This window comes from Mesorhizobium prunaredense, assembly GCF_900156895.1.
GTDB classification, from domain to species: Bacteria; Pseudomonadota; Alphaproteobacteria; order Rhizobiales; family Rhizobiaceae; genus Mesorhizobium; species Mesorhizobium prunaredense.
On record NZ_FTPD01000001.1, the window covers coordinates 226,910 to 247,872 of the forward strand.

Consider the following 20,963-nt stretch of genomic DNA (forward strand, 5'->3'; position numbering starts at 1 on the left):
GCCTCAAAGCCCCTCTTTCGCGGCCTCCGCCAAGCGCGCCGCGTAGCGGGCCATGGTGTCGATCTCCAGATTGACGCGGTCGCCGACATCGCGTTCGCCCCAAGTCGTCACGGTCAGCGAGTGATGGATCAAGAGCACGTCGAAGCGCGTGCCTTCGACCTTGTTGACGGTGAGCGAGGTGCCGTCGAGCGCGACGGAGCCCTTGGGTGCGATGAATTTGGCCAGATCGCGCGGCGCTTCCAGCGTGAAGCGCACGGCATCGCCCTCCTCCTCGCGCGCCACGATCTCGGCCATGCCGTCGACATGGCCTGAAACGATGTGGCCACCGAGTTCGTCGCCGATCTTCAGCGGCCGCTCCAGATTGATCCTGGTGCCGGACTTCCAGCCCATCGCCGTCGTCAGCCTGAGTGCCTCTTCCCAGGCCTCGACCTCGAACCAGCGCGCGTTGGCGCCGCTTTCCGGCAGCGCCGTCACCGTCAGGCAGACGCCGCCGCAGGAAATCGAAGCCCCAATGGCGATCGTCTGCGGGTCATAGGCGGTGTCGATGCGCAAGCCGACGCCCTCTCTCAGCGGCTTGACGGCAGCGACGGTACCGACATCGGTGACAATCCCGGTAAACATCAGGCTCTGGCTTTCAGTTTGACCATGATCTTTTCCGAAAACCGGTTCCCACTTTCGGGATCATGTCTTTCAGTTTGACCATGGTCTTGTCCAAAAAGCGGTTCTCACTTTTTGGGATCACGGTCTTATCCACTCGGCGTAGCTGTCTTCGCCGAAACGCATGTCGCGCAATTTGCGAAATCCTGCCGGGATATGGTTGGCGTCGATGGGCGATGCAATGCCGCGCTTGCCGATCGGCTCCTGCCCCTGGAACAGCACGATACGGTCGACCAGCCCCTCGGTGAGGAAGGCCTTGGCCACCTTGGCGCCGCCCTCGACCAGCACGCTGGCCATGCCGAGCGCTGCCAGATCCTCAAGCAGTTCCGGCAGCGCAATATCGCCTTCATACGTCTCGGTGCCGATGAAGCGCACGCCGGCGCGTTCGAGCGCGGCCCGCCGGTGCGGGTCGCCTTCGGCACAGGCGGCGACATAGAGCGGAACCCGGTCGACGCCGGCGACCAGTTTCGACGTCTCCGGCAGCCTGATCTGGCGGTCGAGCACGATGCGCGCCGGCGAGCGGTTCTCCAGCCCAGGCAACCGCACCGTCAGCGCCGGATCGTCCTCCAGCGCCGTGCCGATGCCGATCAGTACGCCGTCGGCTTCGGCGCGCATCAGATAGACTTCGCGCCGGGCGATGTCGCCGGTGATCGAGACCTGCCCCGCGCCTTCCATGCCGATCTTGCCGTCGCTGGAAAGCGCAAGTTTCAGGATCACTTCCGGACGTTTTTTCAGAGATCGAATGAGATAGCCGGCCATCTGCTCGGCGGCTTCTGCCACGAGCACCTTTTCGACCACTTCGACACCGGCGGCATGCAGGATCGCATAGCCGTTACCGGACACGCGCGGATCGGGGTCGCTCGCAGCCCCAACCACGCGCGCGACGCCGGCATTGACCAGTGCACTGGCGCAAGGCGGGGTGCGGCCATGGTGGGCGCAGGGCTCCAATGTGACATAGGCGGTGGCGCCGCGTGCGAGCTCGCCGGCCTCCGCCAGCGCCTCGGTCTCGGCATGTGGCCGGCCGCCGACAGCGGTGACGCCGGTGCCGACGATCATCGGCCCGGTGCCGTCGTCGCGCACGATCAGTGTGCCGACGGAAGGGTTGGTCGAGGTCCGCCCGGCGTTTTTCCGGGACAGCCTCAGTGCTGCCGCCATGAAGCGGCGATCAAGAACCTCTTGCTCGGCTTGGCTCCGCCTTGCCATGCTCAGCCGGCGTCCTCTTCCTTGAGCTCGTCACCTTTGAGCTCACCCAGCACGTCGTGAAAATCCTTGGCCTCGCGGAAATTGCGATAGACCGAGGCGAAGCGCACATAGGCAACGTCGTCGAGCGACTTCAGCGCCTCCATCACCAGGCGGCCGACCTCGCCCGAGGCGACCTCGGTCTCGCCGGAGCTTTCGAGCTGGCGCACGATGCCGGTCACCGCGCGGTCGATGCGCTCGGGATCGACATTGCGCTTGCGCACGGCGATCTCGACCGAGCGCAGCAGCTTGTCGCGGTCGAACGGCACCTTGCGTCCGGATTTCTTCACCACCACGAGATCGCGCAACTGCACGCGTTCGAAGGTGGTGAAGCGGCCGCCGCAATCGGGGCAGACGCGCCGCCTGCGGATCGCCGCGCCATCTTCGGCGGGGCGCGAATCCTTCACCTGCGTATCTTCGGACTGGCAATAGGGACAGCGCATGGGCAGCCTTGTGTTCGCGATTCTCGTGGAGCGAAAGGCTTAGAGGTTTTTGCCGCGATGGCAAAGTATCGGTGGTCTCTCGCGCCTCAGAGATAGCGAGGCGCGGGCAAAATTGCCAGCATCATGCCAGACGGCAATACCGGCCGATTACGGCGCGACGTCAGCAGTCGGGAACCCACATGACATGCCGAGGCTGCGATAGGCCTTGGTGAAGCCGTCCATCGATACGGTCGCGACCGGCGTGTCGGCGAATATGACATCGAGCGCGCTGGCGCGGCGCATGGCACGCAGCAGCGCCAGGCTGATCTCGGGCTTGTTGTTCAACATCCATTTTCCGCCGGCACCAGCCATGGCATCGACGGTCGCCTTGACCTTGCCGTTGCCATCGCCGAACACCGCCGGAATGTTCTCGCCAGTCGGCAAGTCCTTGTTCTTCATGGCGATGACAAGGGTCGGATAGCCATTGGGCGGCAGTGCATCACCGTTCGAGATGGCAAGCGTGAGCGTGCCGCTGGTACCGCTCGCGTCGAGAAAGGCGGTCGAGGCGACGCAGGTTTTGCGCAGATCCCCACCGGTATCGATCTCGTCCACAGTGGTGAACCAGTTGCCGAAGGTTTCGGTCTTTGGTGCGGCTGGGGTGGGCGCAGACTGTGCCAGGGCGGCGGACGGCAAGGTGGTCAATGTGACCAGCACGCCAAACGCGCCAAAGCGAGCGACACCGAAAATCTGCATCATCGTCAAGGCTCCTGTCCGGACTCCGTCCCCGCTGAAAAAGTGCTTCTCGTCCGGCCGATAAGGGACGACACTTTGCGTGAGCTCAACCGAGATAGGGATAGAGCGGAAAACGATCCGTCAACGCGGCCACCTTCGCCTTCACGGCTGCTTCGACGGCTGCATTGCCCTCATCGGAATTCGCGGCCTTGAGCCCGTCCAGCACCTCGGCGATCAGCTTGCCGATCTCGCGGAACTCGGCCTGGCCGAAGCCGCGCGTGGTGCCGGCCGGCGTTCCGAGGCGCACGCCCGAGGTGACGAACGGCTTTTCGGGATCGAAAGGGATGCCGTTCTTGTTGCAGGTGATGTTGGCGCGGCCAAGCGCTGCCTCGGCACGCTTGCCGGTGGCGTTCTTCGGCCGCAGGTCGACCAGCATCAAATGGTTGTCGGTGCCGCCGGAGACGATGTCGAGGCCGGTTTCCTGCAGGCTGGAGGCCAGCGCCTTGGCGTTGGCGGCAACGCTCTCGGCATAGATCTTGAAGCTTGGCTTCAGCGCTTCGCCGAAGGCCACCGCCTTGGCGGCGATGACATGCATCAGCGGACCACCCTGCAGGCCTGGAAACACCGCCGAATTCATCTTCTTGGCGATGTCCTCGTCATTGCACAGGATCATGCCGCCGCGCGGGCCACGCAGCGACTTATGCGTGGTGGTGGTGACCACATGGGCGTATGGCAGCGGCGACGGATGCACGCCGCCGGCGACCAGGCCGGCGATGTGGGCCATGTCGACCATCAGATGGGCGCCGATCGAGTCGGCGATCTCGCGAAAACGCTTCCAGTCCCAGACGCGCGAATAGGCAGTGCCGCCGGCCAGGATCAGCTTCGGCCTGGTCTCGTGGGCGGTCTTCTCGATCGCGTCCATGTCGAGCAGGTGATCGTCCCTGCGGACGCCGTAGGAAACGACCTTGAACCATTTGCCGCTCATGTTGACCGGCGAACCGTGCGTCAGGTGGCCACCGGAATTCAGGTCAAGCCCCATGAAGGTGTCGCCGGGCTGCAGCAGCGCCAAAAAGACCGCCTGGTTCATCTGGCTGCCGGAATTCGGCTGGACGTTGGCGAAGTTGCAGCCGAACAGCTTTTTCGCACGCTCGATGGCCAGTTCCTCGGCGACGTCGACGAACTGGCAGCCGCCATAGTAGCGCTTGCCGGGATAGCCCTCGGCGTATTTGTTGGTCATGATCGACCCCTGCGCTTCCAGCACGGCGCGGGAGACGATGTTTTCCGAAGCGATCAACTCGATCTCGTGGCGCTGGCGGCCGAGTTCGTTGCGGATCGCGCCGAAAATCTCCGGATCGGCATCGGCAAGCGTGGTTTCGAAGAAGGATTCGAATTTGTTCGACACTGACGCTGTTGTTGCCATGCTTGAGATCCTTGTCGTCCGGGGGGTCTGCCGCGCCATTAACACAGTTGCTTTCGCCCCGCCACGTTTGCGGCGCGAAATTTGCTGGCCGGATTGCGGCAGCGAGACCAATGAGCCACCTATTTCCTCGCCTGCCGGCCGTTCAGCAAGGCTTGCGACGCCACCAGGGCCAGCAGAGGACTTTCACCTCCAAGTCATTGACCGGCTACCACCCCGGCCAAACGGTGCTTGCGCACCACGCGCCATGCCTGGCGCACTGTCAAAAAAGGCCGCCTCGATGGCGGCCTTTTCAGCTAAAAAATCAGGCGCTTAGAGCGCAGAGGTGATCTGCAGCTCGTTGGCTCCGTCAAGCCCGTAGATGTCGTCGCGGAACTGCACGACGCCAGGCCCCGTCGACCAGGCCGAGATGTAGAGGAAAAAGACCGGCACCGGATTGGTGACCTGCACCGGGATGTTCTCGCCGCTCTTGATCGACGCCTCGAAATGCTGGCGGCTCCAGCCCGGCGTGTCGCGCAGGATCCAGGTGACGAGGTCGCGCACGTTCTGGACGCGCACGCAGCCCGAGGAATCGAAGCGCATCATCTTGCCGAACAGGCTTTGCTGCGGCGTGTCGTGCATGTAGACGCCGTCCGGGCTCGGGAAATTGATCTTGACCGAGGCCATTGCATTGCCGGCGCCCGGATCCTGGCGAAAGCGGTATTTCTCCGCGTCGTCGGTCGACCAGTCGACGGTCAGTGGATCGACCTCGCTGCCATCCGGTGCGAACAGCCGGATCTTGCTGTCCTTGAGATAGTTGGGGTCCTTCCGCATCAGCGGAATGATGTCCTTGCGCACGATCGAGACCGGCGCGTTCCAGTAAGGATTGACGATGATCTCGTTGATCTTGGAATCGACGATCGGCGTCTGGCGATCGATCTTGCCGACGACGGCGGTGTGGCGCAGCACGACGCGGTCGTTCTCGACCGCTTCGATCTGGGCGCCAGGGATATCGACCAATACATAGCGGTTGCCCAGCGTACCGGCGCGTTCGTTCAGCCGCTGCAGATTGGTCTGCAGCTGGCCAAGCCGGACCTGCGCCGAGACATTCATCGCCGCATAGCTATATTGGCCCAGGGTCCCGTCGGAAGGCAGGCCATGACGCGCCTGGAAGCGCTTGACCGCCGCATCGACATAGGAATCGAAGGCCTCTGAAAGGCCGGCGCTCTGCGCCAGGTCGCCCGAAACCATCAAGCGCCTGCGCAATGGCACCACGTCGGGATCGATGACGCCGAGTAGCAATTTCTTGGTGTCCGGGACCCGCTCCCAGCCGCCCTGCGCGACAATATTCTGATACTGCGCGATAGCCTGCTCGGTGTACGCAACGGTCTGCAGGCTGACGATCGGCAGCGTCGAGGCCACCTTGCCGCCCTCGCTGGCGCGGGCGTCGAACTGGTCGTTCCAGTTGCCGCGGCCCGAGGATTTCAGGATATCCGCGATCACGTCCTGCGCGCTGGCGCCACCGGCAACCATCGTCGCGGCCAACGCGGAGGCCCCGGAAAGGAAGAAACGGCGACTGGTTCTCATGTACGCTCCAGATAGTCCTGTAACAGTTTTTTCACCGGGCGATCCGCCCGTACGCTGGGCCCAGCCCACTCTAAGGTTGGCGCCCTTAACAATTAGCCAACCATGCCCCAATCGCTTCTGTGCGAGAACGCGCCGGGCGCGACGCGCCTTCACAGAGGCGGTTGGCGGGGAGACGGATTGGCTCGCGCCGCTACATCACCCGCATTCTCGCTTCCACCGGGAATATGGCGGCAACGTGACCCTCATCGCGATTTGGATCGGCTGGCCTCACGAAACGCAAAGACCGATGCTTTTCGGCACCGGTCTTTTGGATCGCTCCCCGACCGCGCCTGTGGCGCGGTTCCCCTTCATGCGACGGACATGCTTACATCCGGTAGGCGATGGTGTCGTTCCAGAAGCGGTCGAGGCGCTGCAGGGCGCGGTTCATTTGCTTGAATTCTTCCGTGTTGATGCCGCCGACCTGCTCGATCGAGCCGACATGGCGCTCGTAGAGGCCGGCGACGACTTCCGCCACCTCACTGCCCTTCGGCGTCAGCGAGACCCGCACCGAACGGCGGTCGATACGCGAGCGCTGGTGGTTGATGAAGCCGAGATCGACCAGCTTCTTAAGATTGTAGGAGACGTTCGAGCCGAGATAATAGCCGCGCGAGCGCAGCTCGCCGGCGGTCAGTTCCGAATTGCCGATGTTGAAGAGCAGCAGCGCCTGGATGGCGTTGATATCGGAACGGCCGTTGCGGTCGAATTCGTCCTTGATTACGTCAAGCAGGCGGCGGTGCAGCCGTTCCACCAGCTGCAGCGATTCCATGTACAGCGAACGGATTGCCTCGCGGCGGTCATCGGATACGTTGGCGGTCTTCGCCGCCGGACGGGAATTGATCATTGTCTTTGCCTCTCGTTTGTCGCCTGGTGATTTTTTGTTTTTCACCTTGATCGCGACACTATCGAATACTCATAAAATTCGACTTAAACGCTAGGGCTAACAAGAGCTTACCGGTAATAGGTTTCGAAAGAGGCTTAACGAAGGGTCACCCGAACAAGGATGATTAACCTAAAGATTTAGCCAAAGAATCCGGGCGGTAATTTGCCCGTCCAACCGGACGCGTCGGCTATTCTTGTTGAGCATCTGTCCGATGCTCTATTGCCGGCTCCGGCGCTTCTGCATCCAGATCATCACGCGAAAGACGATGTAGAGCAGCGCCACCGCCGCATGCGAGGCGAGGATCAGCGGCCGGTGACCGAAGAGCTCGGGAAAGCCGGCATGCATGACGGTCTCGGTCGCCGCGCAGATGAACCAGATCACCGGCCCCCAGGAGGCCAGCATCCACAGACCAGCGGCGGCAAAGGGAAAGAAGACGGCGAGCGTCACCGCCGCCACCTGCCAATGCACCGGCATCAGGTCGAAGCGCCACAACGAGCCGGGATAGAAGCCGATCAGCCGGATCCAGTACAAAATCCCGAACAACAGACAGTAGGCTGAGATGACGCGCTGAAACCAGGCGAAGATGACCTCGACCGTCGAGGGCTGGAGCACGACACGTCTCGACGTGACCTCGCTCACAGCTTGAGTTCCCGTTCGCCGAGCGGAGCGAAATAAGCATCGACGTCGGCAGCACTGACGTCGTCGATGCCTGCCGGCCGCCATTGCGGCGTCGAGCCCTTGTCGATGATGGCAGCGCGGATGCCTTCGTAGAAATCGTGGCCGGCAAGCATGCGGTTGAGGATGCGGAACTCCATCCGCATGCACTCGTCCATCGACAGCGTCAGCCCGGCGCTGATCTCGCGCCAGGCAACATGCAGGCTGGTCGGCGAGCGGGTGCGGATCATCGCCAGCGTCTTTGCCGCGAACGCGTCTGCGGGTGCGGCGCGCTCCAGGCTGCCGATGATGTCGCTCAGCGACGGCTGCGCGAAGTGGCGGGCGATGGCTTCCAGTGTCGGCCTGTCCGTTTCGCGCCGGGCTGGGACGGAAAAGCCGCGCAGCGCCAATTCCGGGTCGCCGCTCGCAACCAGCCGGTCGAGAAAACCGGCCTGGTCCTGCGCCTTGATCGTATGCGTCGCCAGGCCCGACCACAAAGCGTCGCCATAGCGGATGCGGCTTCCGGTCAGGGCCAGATACATGCCGAAGCTGCCGCCGAGGCCCGGCAACAGATGACTGGCCCCGACATCCGGGAAAAAGCCGATGCCGACTTCCGGCATGGCAAACTGGGCGTTCTCGGTCAGCAGCCGATGCGAGCCGTGGAAGGAGATGCCGACACCGCCGCCCATGACGATGCCGTCGATCAGCGCGACATAGGGTTTTTCGAACCGCGCGATGCGGGCGTTCAGCCGGTATTCGTCGGCGAAGAAGTCGACCGGCGGCTTTCCCGCCCGGCCGGCCTCGTAGATGTGGAGGATGTCGCCGCCGGCCGAAAACGCCCTGCCCTCGCCCTTGACGACGACAACATCGACGCCGTCGTCGCGCTCCCAGGCGCGCAGCGCCTTGTCGAGCGCCTTGACCATGCGATGGGTGACGGCATTGAGCGCCTGCGGCCGCGTCAGCGTGACGACGCCGGCGCTGCCCAGTCGTTCGAAGCGGATCTCGTCGCCGCCGCCAAAATCCATCGCCTGAGAATCCCTTCCCCCGCGCCGCCGGGACTGAAGTGCTAAAGCGTGGCGCATGGGCGCGTCAATGCCAAGACGCAATCCTGTCCGGCAACAACGGTCAGCCGGAACTCGTATGCCGGTATCCAGCTTGTGCCTGGCACTATCGTGCCGCATTGGTCAGCGGCGGGGGCTCGTGTTAAAAGCCGCCAATCCGGAGTTTTGGCGATGAACAAATTCACCCCAGCAAAGCCTGCCGGCGCGCGCAGCGTCGACGAGATCACCGGCAGCCGCCGTTTGCGCCGCATGCGCAAGGCCGACTGGTCGCGCCGTCTCGTGCAGGAGAACCGGCTCTGCGTCGACGATCTGATCTGGCCGATCTTCGTCGTCGATGGGAAAAATATCCGTGAACCGATCGCCGCCATGCCTGGTGTCTTCCGCCTGTCGCTCGACATTGCCGTCAAGGAGGCCGAGCGCGCGGCAAAGCTCGGCATCCCGGCGATCGCCACCTTTCCCAATGTCGAGCTTGGCCTGCGCGACCAGACCGGCTCGCACATCCTCGATCCGGAAAACGTCATCAACCGCGCCACGCGCGCCATCAAGCACGCGGTGCCCGAGATCGGCATCATCACCGATGCGGCGCTCGATCCCTTCACCTCGCACGGCCATGACGGCATCTTGCGTGACGGCATCATCGTCAACGACCAGACCGTGGAGCAGGTCACGGCGGCTGCCGTCATCCAGGCTTCGGCCGGCGCCGACATCATTGCCCCTTCCGACATGATGGATGGCCGCATCGGCGCCATCCGTGATGCGCTCGACGCCAATGGTTTTCAGGATGTGGCGATCATGTCCTACGCGACGAAATTCGCCTCCGCCTTCTACGGGCCCTATCGCGAGGCGGTCGGCACCGCCGGCCTGCTCAAGGGCGACAAGAAGACCTATTATCTCGACCACGCCAATTCCGACGAGGCCGTGCGCGAGGCCGAACAGGACCTCGCGGAGGGCGCCGACATGCTGATGGTCAAGCCCGGCCTGCCCTATCTCGACATCATCCGCAGGCTGAAGGACGAATTCCGGATGCCCACCTTCGCCTATCAGGTGTCGGGCGAATATTCGATGATCAAGGCGGCCGCCGCCAATGGCTGGATCGACGGCGACAAGGCGATGCTGGAATCGCTGCTCGCCTTCAAGCGCGCCGGCTGCGACGGAATTCTCACCTATTTCGCGCCCGAGGTGGCGGCGATGCTGAAGGGCTGATGCGCATCTGTAGGGCCTAGATCGGGTAACATTCCTTCGTCCAAAGCGCGACATGGCCGCCGCGCAATCGCTTCAGGTTTGCGCTGCCCCTCATTGCCCTGCCGGGCATTTCTCCCCGTATAGTGACGGGGAGAAAGACGCCTTCGCAAAGGATTTCGCCAATCTCCAGCGTTGCAAAAGCGAGCCGAGGTTGCGGCCCGCCCCTTCGCCCCGTCACTATACGGGGAGAAGGTGCCGGCAGGCGGCAAAGCTTCTTTTGCTGAATCCCTAGCGGCCGCCGACCACCTCCTGAAATACCACTTGCAAAATGCAATCAGTCTAGCTAAAAGAAACTGCTTGCATTTCACAACTGGATTAGAGGGAGGTCCTCATGTCAAAGCTTCGCGTCAACGCTTTCACCCTGTCTATCGACGGCTTCGGCGCCGGTCCCGACCAGGACCTGAAAGAGCCGCTGGGCGTCGGCGGGGAAGCCCTGCACACATGGATGTTCGGCACCCGAACCTTCCGCAACATGTCAGGCGAAGATGACGGGACCACGGATACCGACGACGCGTTCGTAACGCGCAGCTTCGAAAACGTCGGCGCGTGGATCATGGGCCGCAACATGTTCGGGCCGATCCGCGGGCCTTGGCCCGACGACACATGGAAGGGCTGGTGGGGAGATAATCCGCCCTACCATGTGCCGGTTTTCGTGCTCACCCACCATCCGCGGGATGCTATCGTCATGGAGGGCGGCACGACCTTCCATTTCGTGACCGACGGCATTCACTCGGCGCTGGAAAAGGCGAAGGCAGCGGCTGACGGCAAGGATGTCCGGCTCGGCGGCGGCGTCGCCACGATCCGGCAATATCTCCAGGAAAAGCTCATCGACGACATGCATCTAGCGATATCGCCGATGCTGCTCGGCTCAGGCGAGAACCTTTTTGCCGGCATCGACATGGTCAAGCTCGGCTACCGCTGCAGCGAGCAGGTCGCAACGCCGAAGGCCATGCATGTCACCATCGACCGCGATTAGGACGTTTCGTTGCTCTGTTGGCGAAAGCCTCGGTGCAGGCCCCTTTCTCCCCGTCACTATGGAGAAATGCCCGGCAGGGCAATGAGGGGCGGCACAATCGATCAAAGATTTCGCTGCCGGACAATACCACAGACGGAAATATGACCTCAGAATAACTTTTGTCCCCATGCAGTGACTTTGGGGTTCAATTGTCGAGGTTGGCGTAGCCCCTCATCCGCCTGCCGGCACCTTCTCCCCGTATAGTGACGGGGAGAAGGGAGCGCTCCTCAATACTTCTCCGGCACATACAGCTCGCGCGGCAGCACCTGGCGCTCGTATTCGGGATTGAAGACGCGGTCGGGCAGCGTGATCTCTTCGTGCGGCACTTCCTCATAAGGCATCTGCTTGAGGAGATGATCGATGCAGTTCAGCCGTGCCCGCTTCTTGTCGTTGCCCTCGACGATGAACCAGGGGGCTTCGGGGATGTTGGTGCGGGCGAACGTCTCTTCCTTGGCCTTGGTGTACTGTTCCCAGCGCACGCGCGACTGCAGGTCCATCGGCGACAGCTTCCACTGCTTCATCGGATCATGGATGCGCATCTGAAAGCGCATCTGCTGCTCCTCGTCGGTGATGGAAAACCAGTATTTGACCAGCGTGATGCGTGAGCGGACCAGCATGCGCTCGAACTCCGGCACGTCGCGAAAAAACTCCTCGACCTGGTCCGGCTCGGCGAAGCCCATCACACGCTCGACGCCGGAGCGGTTGTACCAGGAGCGGTCGAACAGCACGATCTCGCCGCCCGCCGGCAGATGCGGCACGTAGCGCTGGAAATACCATTGCGACTTCTCGCGCTCGGTCGGCGCCGGAAGTGCGACGACGCGGCAGATGCGCGGATTGAGCCGCTGGGTGATGCGCTTGATGACGCCGCCCTTGCCGGCCGAATCGCGGCCCTCGAAAACCACCACCAGCTTCTTCCTGGTGTAAGCCACCCAGGACTGCAGCTTGATCAATTCGGATTGCAGCGTGATCAGGTCGCGAAAATATTGCAGGCGATCCATCGAGGGCGGATGCGCGTTCTTGTAGATCTTGGCGATTTCCAGCGACAGCGCCGGTTCCGACATCTCCAGCTCGTAGTCTTCGTCGAGCGTGTCGGCCAGTTCCGCTTCCAGCCAGTCCCTGGCGGGAGAATTCTGTTTTGCTTCGGTCATTTATGCTGCTCCGCGTGCACGCCCGTGTCGACGTCGGCCTGCCGGCCGAGATCGGACACATTGAGCCGATTTGCATATATGCCGGCAATGACGGTTTTATTGCAGCCGGCCTGTGCGCCGGTCGCCCAACTCCGTGAGATGTGATCGATCAGCCTCCCCGGCACGCACGACAAACGGCTCGAATTATCCTACAAATGCCAGGTTCCCCGGGCAGCCTTCAAAGCACCCCCTTCTCAACGCAATTGCGAGGATCTGACATGGAATACCGCACACTCGGCCGTTCCGGGCTGAAGGTTTCGACGCTGACCATGGGCACCATGACTTTTGGCGGCGCCGGCGCATTTTCGGCGGTCGGCAAGACCGATCTCGACGAGGCGCGCCGGATGATCGACCTCTGCATCGATGCCGGCATCAATCTCATCGACACCGCCAATGTCTATTCGAACGGGCTTTCGGAAGAGATCATCGGCGAAGCGCTCGACGGCAAACGCAAGGGCGATGTGCTGATCGCCTCCAAGGCGCGCATGCGGATCGGCGACGGCCCCAACGACGAGGGCCTGTCGCGCTATCATCTGATCCGCGAGTGCGAGAAGAGCCTGAAGCGCCTCAGGACCGACGTCATCGACATCTATTTCCTGCACGAATGGGACGGCACGACGCCGCTCGAGGAGACCATCGCCGCGCTCGACACGCTCGTCAGCCAGGGCAAGGTCCGCTATGTCGGCTGCTCCAACTATTCCGGCTGGCAAGTGATGAAGGCGCTGGGGATCAGCGACCGCCAGCACCAGCCGCGCTTCGTCACCCAGCAGATCCACTACACGCTGGAAGCGCGCGAGGCCGAATATGAACTGCTGCCGATCTCGGTCGACCAGGGGCTTGGCGTGCTGGTATGGAGCCCGCTCGCCGGTGGACTGCTGTCTGGCAAATACCACCGCGACCAGGCCACCGCCCGCCAGCTCAGCGGCTGGACCGAACCGCCGATCCGCGACGAGGACCGGCTGTGGCGGATCGTCGACGTGCTTGCCCATATCGGCAACAACCATGGCGTTTCGGCGGCGCAGGTGGCGCTTGCCTGGCTGCTCGGCCGGCCCGCGGTCAGTTCGCTGGTGATCGGCGGACGGACCGAAGCGCAGTTCAAGGACAATATCGCCGCTGCCAGCCTGGTGCTGACCAGCGATGAGCGGGCACGCCTCGACGCTGTGAGCCGCCCGCCGGTTCTCTACCCCTATTGGCACCAGCAGTTCACGGCAAAAGACCGGTTTGGTCCGGCCGATCTGGTTCTTGACCGGGAAGATATCTGACAACGATCCGGATCGAGTCGAAGGTCGCCGCCGGCGGAACCGTGTTCAGCCGGCCTGCCGGCTGCCTATGGAGCCGATCGCCCTTTGTGGTGTTGTGTTTGTAGGCCAATGCTCCTAGGCAGGGCTAATAACCCTTTGGATTGTGAAAGGAAGAGATATGGCGCGAGCACCGAATTACGGCCAGGAACGCAAGGAACGCGACCGGCAGAAGGCTGCCAAGAAGGCGGAAAAGCAAGCGGCCAAGGTCGCAGCCAAGGAACGTTCGAAGCCCGAAGACGAGACCACGTCCGAGACCGAAACGGAAACCGCAGAGTAAACTGCAGGGCAATCGCTTCATAGTGACGGCGAGAAGGCAACTGGCCGCAACCTTGGCTCGCTTCTGCAACGCTGGAGATTGGCAAAAACCCTTGGTGCAGGCCGCTTTCTCCCCGTCACTATACGGGGAGAAATGCCCGGCAGGGCAATGAGGGGCAGCGCAAACCTGAAGCGATTGCCTCTTAGTAAAAGCGCACCCGGCCCGCGAGGCGGATCAGATTTCGCTGCGTCTTCAGGCCGGCGCTTTGTCGCTGACGAAAACATTCACTTCGCGCGCGGCGGCGATGAAGGCACGCCTTGCGATCATTGCCGGTTTGTCGCCGGCCAGCGCATCATGGCAGGCCTGCAGCGCTTCGCGATGCTTTGGACTGCGCTTGCCGGGCCAGTTGTTGAGGAGGTAGTCGGAAGCCTCGCGGGCCGTGCGCAAGAGCTGAGTGGTTCCCGCCGCGCCCTTGACGGTCACGGGTGTTTCAAATCGGTTGTTTTCCATCGCCGCTCTTACGCCATCGCCGCTCGCGAAGCGAGCGCGAAAGTGGTTGCCGCCGCAATCACGCCGCGACGCTGGTTAATCCCCTGGCAGGCAGGCCGCGCCAGTTCTTGTGCAATGATGCCGTCGAGAGACTGCCGGACAGGACAGACATGCCGCAAGACTCCACCCCTGCCACCCAAGGCGCCCACAATATCCATTGGCGCCGCAATCTCGCCGTGTGCTTTGCCGGCTCGTTCAGCACGCTTGTCGCCATGACCCTGCTGTTGCCCTTCCTGCCGCTTTACGTCGAGCAGCTGGGCGCCGAGGGCCACGCGGCTGTTGTGCAGTGGTCCGGCATCGCCTATGGCGCGACCTTCTTCGCCGCCGCGCTGGTCGCGCCGCTGTGGGGACGACTTGGCGACCGCTACGGCCGCAAGCTGATGCTGGTGCGCGCCAGTTTCGGCATGGCCGTCTGCATGTCGCTGACCGGCATGGTGGAGACCGTCTGGCAATTGGTGCTGCTACGCCTGCTGATCGGTTTCGCCGGTGGCTATTCCTCGGGCTCGACCATTCTCGTCGCCATGCAGACGCCGAAGGAGCGGTCGGGCTGGGCGCTCGGCATGCTGTCGGCCGGCATCACCGGCGGCGCTCTCGTCGGTCCCTTGCTCGGCGGTGCGCTGCCGCCTTTGATCGGCATCCGCGCCACCTTCCTGGTCGCCGGCGGCGTCATTTTCCTGGCGTTCCTGGCAACGACTTTTCTCATCAAGGAGAACCCTCGCCCGGAGACCGACAAATCGGCATCGACTGAGAAGCCGAAAGGCGGCTGGTCGCAAATCCCGGACAAGCGCCCGATCGTCGCAATGCTGGTGACCGGCACGCTGCTGAGTTTCGCCACCATGTCGATCGAGCCGATCATCGCGGTCTATGTGCAACAGATCATCGAGGACCAAAGCCGGGTCACGCTGATGTCCGGCGTCGTCATGTCGGCGGCGGCACTTGGCGCCATCCTGTCGGCCTCGCGTCTCGGCAAGCTCGCCGACCGCGTCGGCCACTGGAACGTCATCATTGCGGCGCTTGCCGTCTCGGCGCTGCTGCTGATCCCGCAAGCCTTCGTCACGCAGGGCTGGCAGCTCGTCGGCCTGCGTTTCCTGATGGGACTGGCGCTTGGCGGCCTCCTGCCATGCATCACCAGCGTCATCCGCCACAATGTTCCGGACGGCGTCGGCGGCAATGTGCTCGGTCTGTCGATCTCGGCGCAATATGTCGGACAGGTCGCCGGGCCGCTGCTCGGCGGCTTCGTCGGCGGTCATTTCGGCATGCGCGCGGTGTTTCTCGGCACGTCGGTGCTGATGGCGGGCGGAGCGGCGTATAACTGGCTGGTCCAGTCGCGCCGCGCACGCGACATGCTGGTGCAGGCGGGCAAATCCTGACACGGTTTGCGGGCCACTTCACGGAGTCCAAGACATGAGCACAGCCGACCACCCAGCAAGCGGCATCGGCCGCATCCTCGTTTTCGTCGGCGGCCTGTGCGGCGCGGCCGGTGTGGCGCTTTCTGCCGCGGCGGCACATCTGGGCGGCGCTTTCGTCGGCACGGTCGCGTCCTTCCTGCTCATGCATGCACCGGTCTTCCTTGCCGTCGGCCTCGTTGGCGCAAATCGGATTCTGCGTACCGCAAGCCTTATTCTTCTCGTCGGAATTGTCTTGTTCTGCGGCGATCTGCTTGCCCGCGACTTCCTCGGCTCGCGGCTTTTTTCGATGTCGGCGCCGATCGGCGGCACCTTGCTCATCGCCGGCTGGCTGGCGGTTGCGGCCTCGGCGCTGAGGCGCCCGCGCTCCTGAGGATGCCGGATTCGGTTTCCGCCAAACGACGGTCAGTCAGACGATGGCCACTCATGCCGGCGCTCGGGCCGGACCGGCAGGTCGCGATTGCGTGCCGCCGGCTTGGCCAGGCGCCGCCGCTCCGGCCTGTCGATGGCCGGCGAGATGCCCCAATAGTTGCGATAGATCTCTTCGAACAGATGATTGATCGGGTGCATGGCTTAGTTTCCTCTTCGATTTGAGATTTGAATCGATCCAATCGACAGGCATGAAAAAAGCGCTGCCGATCAGATCCGCTTGCGCTCCACAAGAAAGCGCAGATCGCGGATCCACGGGCCGGCGCTGCCGCGACGCGTCCGGGTCACCTGCTTCGAAATTATGCTCCAGTCGTTGCGATAGATGTCTTCGAACAGATAATTGACGGGGTGCATGGCTCGCTCCTTGCTGAATCGATCCAATGAACGACGCTCGATTGGATCGATTCAAAACTAGGCCTGGACCGCGCTGATGTCAACCAAAATTTGAATCGATCCAACAAAGCTGCTAGATAGCAGGCTTGGAGGCAGAAAAATGGCATCATCGAGCGAAAGCAATACAAGACCGATCCGGCTGGCAGACATCGCCAAGGCCGCCGGGGTTTCGCACGGCACCGCCTCCAACGTGTTCAGCCGTCCCGAGATCGTGCGCGAGGAAGTCCGCGAACGGGTCAAGGCGGCGGCCGAGGCGATGGGCTATGCCGGTCCCGACCCGAAGGGCCGGCTGCTGCGCGCCGGCAAGGTCAACGCGATCGGCGTCGCCACGACCGAGCCGCTGTCCTATTTCTTCGACGATCCCTTTGCCCGCGCGATGATGGCCGGCATTTCCGAGGCCTGCGACGCCACCGGCGCGGGTATAGCGCTGGTATCGGCCGGCAACCAGGAAAAACTTGCCTGGAACATCCAGAGCGCGCTGGTCGACGGCTTCATCCTGTTCTGCATCGAGGGCGGCTCACGGCTTGTCGAACTGACCCGCGAACGCAAACTCCCCTTTGTCGCGCTTGAGCTCGGCTTCGACGACGACACCGTTTCGGCAATCGGCGTCGACAATGTCGCCGGCGCCCGCCTGGCGGCGCAGCATCTCGCCGAGCTTGGCCATCGGCGCTTTGCCGTGCTGGCGCTGCCTTTCGCCGACGGCAGCACCGGCCTTGTCTCGCCGGAGAAGGTCCGGACGGCCCTCTACACCGGCACGCGCGATCGCCTCGTCGGCTATTTCGAGGCGTTTTCCCGGTGCGGCGTCGATACCGCCGGGATACCGGTATACGAGACCGAAAACGACGAAGCCAGCACAAGGGCCGGCCTCGAAACGATCTTCGCCTCGGCAGAGCCGCCGACCGCCATCCTGGCGATGTCGGACCGGATCGCCATGGTCGCGATCGAATGGTTGGCCGCGCGTGGCATGGCGGTTCCCGGCGACGTCTCCGTCGTCGGCTTCGACGGCGTGCCGGACGCCGCACTTTGCGATCCTCCGCTGACCACGGTCGCGCAGCCAATCGCCGAGATCGGCCGCCGGGCGGCGCGAACGATCCTCGATTTCGACGGCACGGTGCGGCGCGAGACGCTCGGCGTCGAGCTTGTCGTCAGGGCATCTTCGGGGCCGCCGCCCAAGACAGCCTGAGCCCGACGCATCGATTCATGCCTGCTGCCCCATGCCCACGCCGAAGGATGCATGGACCGGCGGTGCCTTGCTGCGGACGGGCTTGCTGTTGCCGCCAATAGCCGACAGCCATTCGAGATAATAGGCGAGCGCGAACTGCATGGCGATGCCGGCGGCGATCAGCAGGCTGTCATAGGCAAATCCGCCCGGGTTGATCAGCTTCATCACCTGCGCCGCCATGGCGATCACCGTGCCGGCGATGAAAACCGGCAGCGATCGCTTGCCCAATATGGCGAGCGGATGATCGCGGCTGGTGCGGAACAGGTTGGAGACAGAAGGAAACGCCACGATCAGATAGCTCACCGCCAGGATGTGCAGCAGCCTCGGCAACGACAGGAACGTCTTGTCGAAGCCGGTCAGCACCACCGGCAGGTTCAGCCACGACACGTGCCCCCATAGCGGGCTGTGCACCCAGACCAACGCCGTCGCGACATAAACCGCCGACGCGCCAAACAGCCAGCTATTGACCGGAATGGCGCCGCCGCGCCTGATGTGCAGCATGCTCGCCAGGCCGATGTTGAAGAGGAACTGCCACGACAGCGGATTGAGGAACCAGAAGCCGGGCTCAGGGTAATTCGGCGGGGCGATCTGGTAGATCCCGGCAACCAGCCACAGAGTTCCGGACAGGGCGAGCGCCGTGAAAGGCCGGTAGCTGATGAACAGCAGGAAGGTTGGCGCCATCAGCAGCAGCACCGCGTAGACCGGCAGGATGTTGTTGTAGCCAAGCTGATGGCCAAGCGTGACGATGCCGATCAGCACATGTTGCGGGTCCCTGATCAACGGCTCGATGTTGATCAGCGTCAGCATGTCCGGCCGCTTCGCGAACATCGCCGCCGCGCAGAAGATGGCCAGCACCGCCATCGTCGTGACGATGTGTGCGACATAGAGCACTCCGGCGCGGCGCCACAATTTCAGTGTCGCCAGGAGCCGGTCTCCGGACTGGAATTTTGAGCCGTAGGCGAGCGCGACGGACATGCCGGAGATCAGCACGAAGGCCTCGGCGGCATCCGAAAAGCCGAAATTCTTGTAGGTCAGGGTTTCGAAAACCGTGCCCGGGACATGATCGACGAATATGATCAGCAGAGCGAGAGCGCGGAACACATCAATGCGCGTATCGCGTTCCGCGGCACGCGTGCCGCGATCCGGGATACGCGTGCCGCGATCCGGTGAAATTGGCATGGTCATCGATAAAAGGCCTCAAAGCTGGTTGTTCATGCCGCGATCGATGCGACCGCCGGACGCACCGCTTCGATTCCTCCCGCAGGAGCATATCGGCAAACAAACGGACTGAAATGCGCCCGGTTCAATCAACTTTGAGGGAGCCCGAAAATATTCCGTTTTGAAGCCGGCAAATGAATAAAAACCACACGAAATCAAAAGGATGCGATATGGCCGAAAAACCTCCGGAAGACGGCTTTTTGCGGCGCGACCTGCCGTTTTTCTACCGCCTTTATCGGCCCGTGGATGCGAGCGGCGAATGCCTTTTTCTGCTGCACGGATCAGGCGTCGACGAGACGACGCTGGTGGCGCTGGCGCGGCAAATCGCACCGCATGCGGTGTTGGTGACGGTGCGTGGCCGTGTCGCCCAAGAGGACGGTTTCCGCTGGTTCGCGCGGATCACGCCGACGCGCTTCGAACAGGAGAGCATCCGCACCGAGGCGGACGCTTTCGCCGGCTTCATCACCGCGGCCGCGAAGCGCCATGGTCTCGATCTCGCCCGGACGATTTTCCTCGGCTATTCGAACGGCGCCAATCTGGTTTCGAGCGTGATGCTGCTGCATTCCGGCCTCATCGAGCTGGCAGCGATGCTGCGCCCGATGCCGGTGCTCGACGAGGTGCCCCCGGCCGATCTGTCCAAAGCGCGCGTGCTGATCATCGCCGGCGCCGCGGACCTGACCTACGCGCCGTTCGCGCCGGCGTTGGTCAGCCTGTTCAGCCAGCATGGCGCCGAGGTCGACGCGCGGATTGTCCCCTCAGGCCATGAATTCGGTGATCGCGACGCGGCGATCGTCAGGGAGTGGCTGGCCGGCGCAACCGTTGCGCCGGCCGGTTAAGCGCTTTTCCGGCCGTCGACCCCTAACCGCATCAAGACCTCCAGGCGGACGCCATTTCGCGCACGCGACGCTTGAAGGCCCTTCCATTGTCCACAGCACCGACATATCTCTGTCGAACTGACTGTCTATCGAGATACTGTTCACGTGAGGGGAAGGTCTGCATGGCCGACAAGAACAGCATCACTCTGCTCGACGATACCTCGAAACTGCCGGCAATCGTGGCCAATCCATCCGATGTGGCAAGAATAGAGAGCGCAATCGATGTTCGCGATCGTGCTGCGATCTCGGTCTATGGCGACCGCGCCCAGCAAGCGGTCAGCGACTATGCCGACAAGATCCTCGGCCAGTTGCGCAATCGCGATCTCGGCGACACCGGCAATCTCCTGACCGATATCATCATGAAGGCCAAGAACCTCGATCCGGCCTCGCTCAAAGACCAGGGGTTCCTGAGCGGCCTGTTCGGCTCCTTCAAGGCGAGGCTTGAACGCTTCAAGGAAAAATACGAGGACGTTGCCGGACAGATCGACCGTATCGGCCTGGAACTCGACCGCCACAAGGATACGCTGAGGCGTGACATCGCCGTGCTCGACGATCTGCACGAGCAGACCAAGGAATCGATCGTCAAGCTCGACGCCTATGTGCAGGCCGGCAAGAAGTTCGTCGAAGACTTCCGCGCCAAGGAACTGCCCAAGCTGAAGGCGGCGGCGGACGCAGCCGGCGGTGACGTCGGCGGCACGCTGGAGGCCCAGACCTATCAGGACACCGTCCAGGCGCTGGACCGACTGGAAAAGCGCATCTTCTACCTGGTGCAGGCGCGCCAGCTCGGCATCCAGCAACTGCCGCAGATCCGCATCGTCCAGTCGGGCGACGAGACATTGATCGAGAACCTGCAGGCGACCTCGGCGCTGACCGTTCCGGCGTGGAAGCAGAAGATGGTCATCCTGCTCGGCCTGACCAACCAGAAGTCGGCGCTCGAACTGCAAAAGACGGTGACAGATGCCACCAACGAGATGATCCGCCAGACGTCCAAGATGATGAAGGACCAGGCCATCTCCATCGAGGAGCAGTCGCAGCGCGGCATCGTCGATGTCGAAACGCTGGCGCAAGCGAACCGCGATCTCATCGATACGGTGCAAGGCGTGCTCAAGGTCCAGCAGGAGGGCCGCCAGAAACGGGCCGACGCCGAAAAACAGATGGACCAGATGACCGTCGATCTGAAGAGAGCGCTGACTCAAGCCTAGA

23 protein-coding genes are annotated in these 20,963 nt (G+C 62.9%); 9 read left to right on the top strand and 14 right to left on the bottom strand.

The window, feature by feature from the left end; genetic code table 11:
• Positions 1-3: 3 nt before the first annotated feature.
• The 9 genes from BQ8794_RS01170 to BQ8794_RS01210 all read right to left on the bottom strand — a co-directional run bounded on the left by BQ8794_RS01170 (position 4) and on the right by BQ8794_RS01210 (position 8,631).
• Complete coding sequence (locus BQ8794_RS01170; protein WP_077371909.1) at positions 4-621, bottom strand: riboflavin synthase; 618 nt, start codon at positions 619-621, stop codon at positions 4-6.
• Between the two features lie 117 nt (positions 622-738).
• Positions 739-1,860 (bottom strand): bifunctional diaminohydroxyphosphoribosylaminopyrimidine deaminase/5-amino-6-(5-phosphoribosylamino)uracil reductase RibD, encoded by a 1,122-nt coding sequence (ribD, locus tag BQ8794_RS01175; protein WP_077371911.1) that lies wholly within the window; start codon positions 1,858-1,860, stop codon positions 739-741.
• A 2-nt stretch (positions 1,861-1,862) separates the two neighbouring features.
• Positions 1,863-2,339 carry a transcriptional regulator NrdR gene (gene nrdR, locus BQ8794_RS01180; protein WP_023798407.1) on the bottom strand — a complete coding sequence of 159 codons (477 nt, stop codon included), beginning with the start codon at positions 2,337-2,339 and terminating at the stop codon, positions 1,863-1,865.
• Positions 2,340-2,486: 147 nt separating this feature from the next.
• Positions 2,487-3,071 carry an invasion associated locus B family protein gene (locus tag BQ8794_RS01185; RefSeq protein WP_077372450.1) on the bottom strand — a complete coding sequence of 195 codons (585 nt, stop codon included), beginning with the start codon at positions 3,069-3,071 and terminating at the stop codon, positions 2,487-2,489.
• Between the two features lie 85 nt (positions 3,072-3,156).
• Positions 3,157-4,470, bottom strand: coding sequence for a serine hydroxymethyltransferase (gene glyA / locus BQ8794_RS01190; RefSeq protein WP_077371914.1), 1,314 nt, complete (start codon positions 4,468-4,470; stop codon positions 3,157-3,159).
• A gap of 309 nt (positions 4,471-4,779) precedes the next feature.
• Positions 4,780-6,033: a L,D-transpeptidase family protein gene (locus BQ8794_RS01195; RefSeq protein WP_077371917.1), complete on the bottom strand. Its 1,254-nt coding sequence runs from the start codon at positions 6,031-6,033 to the stop codon at positions 4,780-4,782.
• Positions 6,034-6,397: 364 nt separating this feature from the next.
• Positions 6,398-6,913, bottom strand: a complete 516-nt coding sequence (gene ldtR, locus BQ8794_RS01200; protein ID WP_027154640.1) for a transcriptional regulator LdtR — start codon at positions 6,911-6,913, stop codon at positions 6,398-6,400.
• A 255-nt stretch (positions 6,914-7,168) separates the two neighbouring features.
• Positions 7,169-7,591 carry a DUF6163 family protein gene (locus tag BQ8794_RS01205; protein ID WP_077371921.1) on the bottom strand — a complete coding sequence of 141 codons (423 nt, stop codon included), beginning with the start codon at positions 7,589-7,591 and terminating at the stop codon, positions 7,169-7,171.
• On the bottom strand, positions 7,588-8,631 hold the full coding sequence (locus BQ8794_RS01210; RefSeq protein WP_077371924.1) for an enoyl-CoA hydratase/isomerase family protein: 1,044 nt from the start codon (positions 8,629-8,631) through the stop codon (positions 7,588-7,590). The genes BQ8794_RS01205 and BQ8794_RS01210 overlap by 4 nt, the downstream gene beginning before the upstream one ends.
• Before the next feature lie 207 nt (positions 8,632-8,838).
• Here BQ8794_RS01210 and hemB point away from each other — a divergent pair, with 207 nt between their 5' ends.
• Both hemB and BQ8794_RS01220 read left to right on the top strand, forming a co-directional pair.
• Positions 8,839-9,870, top strand: a complete 1,032-nt coding sequence (gene hemB, locus BQ8794_RS01215; RefSeq protein WP_077371927.1) for a porphobilinogen synthase — start codon at positions 8,839-8,841, stop codon at positions 9,868-9,870.
• A 370-nt stretch (positions 9,871-10,240) separates the two neighbouring features.
• Positions 10,241-10,885: a dihydrofolate reductase family protein gene (locus tag BQ8794_RS01220; RefSeq protein ID WP_077371929.1), complete on the top strand. Its 645-nt coding sequence runs from the start codon at positions 10,241-10,243 to the stop codon at positions 10,883-10,885.
• Between the two features lie 266 nt (positions 10,886-11,151).
• Here BQ8794_RS01220 and ppk2 read toward each other — a convergent pair whose 3' ends face one another.
• Positions 11,152-12,072, bottom strand: coding sequence for a polyphosphate kinase 2 (gene ppk2 / locus BQ8794_RS01225; protein WP_077371932.1), 921 nt, complete (start codon positions 12,070-12,072; stop codon positions 11,152-11,154).
• Between the two features lie 257 nt (positions 12,073-12,329).
• On the opposite strand from ppk2, the gene BQ8794_RS01230 reads away from it, so the two are divergent.
• Positions 12,330-13,373 carry an aldo/keto reductase gene (locus BQ8794_RS01230; RefSeq protein WP_077371935.1) on the top strand — a complete coding sequence of 348 codons (1,044 nt, stop codon included), beginning with the start codon at positions 12,330-12,332 and terminating at the stop codon, positions 13,371-13,373.
• Between the two features lie 157 nt (positions 13,374-13,530).
• Positions 13,531-13,689: a hypothetical protein gene (locus tag BQ8794_RS01235; RefSeq protein ID WP_023798419.1), complete on the top strand. Its 159-nt coding sequence runs from the start codon at positions 13,531-13,533 to the stop codon at positions 13,687-13,689.
• A 231-nt stretch (positions 13,690-13,920) separates the two neighbouring features.
• On the opposite strand, the gene BQ8794_RS01240 is transcribed toward BQ8794_RS01235, so the two are convergent.
• Complete coding sequence (locus tag BQ8794_RS01240; RefSeq protein ID WP_077371938.1) at positions 13,921-14,178, bottom strand: DUF982 domain-containing protein; 258 nt, start codon at positions 14,176-14,178, stop codon at positions 13,921-13,923.
• A 149-nt stretch (positions 14,179-14,327) separates the two neighbouring features.
• Between BQ8794_RS01240 and BQ8794_RS01245 the strand changes: the two genes are divergently transcribed.
• Both BQ8794_RS01245 and BQ8794_RS01250 read left to right on the top strand, forming a co-directional pair.
• Complete coding sequence (locus tag BQ8794_RS01245) at positions 14,328-15,587, top strand: multidrug efflux MFS transporter (protein ID WP_077371940.1); 1,260 nt, start codon at positions 14,328-14,330, stop codon at positions 15,585-15,587.
• Between the two features lie 34 nt (positions 15,588-15,621).
• Positions 15,622-15,996 carry a DUF423 domain-containing protein gene (locus BQ8794_RS01250; RefSeq protein WP_077371942.1) on the top strand — a complete coding sequence of 125 codons (375 nt, stop codon included), beginning with the start codon at positions 15,622-15,624 and terminating at the stop codon, positions 15,994-15,996.
• A 32-nt stretch (positions 15,997-16,028) separates the two neighbouring features.
• Here BQ8794_RS01250 and BQ8794_RS35395 read toward each other — a convergent pair whose 3' ends face one another.
• Complete coding sequence (locus BQ8794_RS35395) at positions 16,029-16,193, bottom strand: hypothetical protein (RefSeq protein WP_077371945.1); 165 nt, start codon at positions 16,191-16,193, stop codon at positions 16,029-16,031.
• A gap of 69 nt (positions 16,194-16,262) precedes the next feature.
• Positions 16,263-16,406, bottom strand: a complete 144-nt coding sequence (locus BQ8794_RS35400) for a hypothetical protein (RefSeq protein ID WP_077372453.1) — start codon at positions 16,404-16,406, stop codon at positions 16,263-16,265.
• A gap of 139 nt (positions 16,407-16,545) precedes the next feature.
• Here BQ8794_RS35400 and BQ8794_RS01265 point away from each other — a divergent pair, with 139 nt between their 5' ends.
• Positions 16,546-17,628, top strand: a complete 1,083-nt coding sequence (locus BQ8794_RS01265) for a LacI family DNA-binding transcriptional regulator (protein WP_077371948.1) — start codon at positions 16,546-16,548, stop codon at positions 17,626-17,628.
• Positions 17,629-17,643: 15 nt separating this feature from the next.
• On the opposite strand, the gene BQ8794_RS01270 is transcribed toward BQ8794_RS01265, so the two are convergent.
• Entirely contained in the window at positions 17,644-18,852 is a 1,209-nt protein-coding gene (locus BQ8794_RS01270; protein WP_077371952.1) for an OpgC family protein, read from the bottom strand.
• Between the two features lie 203 nt (positions 18,853-19,055).
• Here BQ8794_RS01270 and BQ8794_RS01275 point away from each other — a divergent pair, with 203 nt between their 5' ends.
• A complete protein-coding gene (locus BQ8794_RS01275) occupies positions 19,056-19,721 on the top strand; it encodes an alpha/beta hydrolase (protein ID WP_077372456.1) in 666 nt (221 codons plus the stop codon).
• A 161-nt stretch (positions 19,722-19,882) separates the two neighbouring features.
• The gene (locus BQ8794_RS01280) at positions 19,883-20,962 is read left to right on the top strand and encodes a toxic anion resistance protein (RefSeq protein WP_077371955.1); all 1,080 of its coding nucleotides are present in this window, start codon (positions 19,883-19,885) and stop codon (positions 20,960-20,962) included.
• Position 20,963 lies beyond the last annotated feature (1 nt).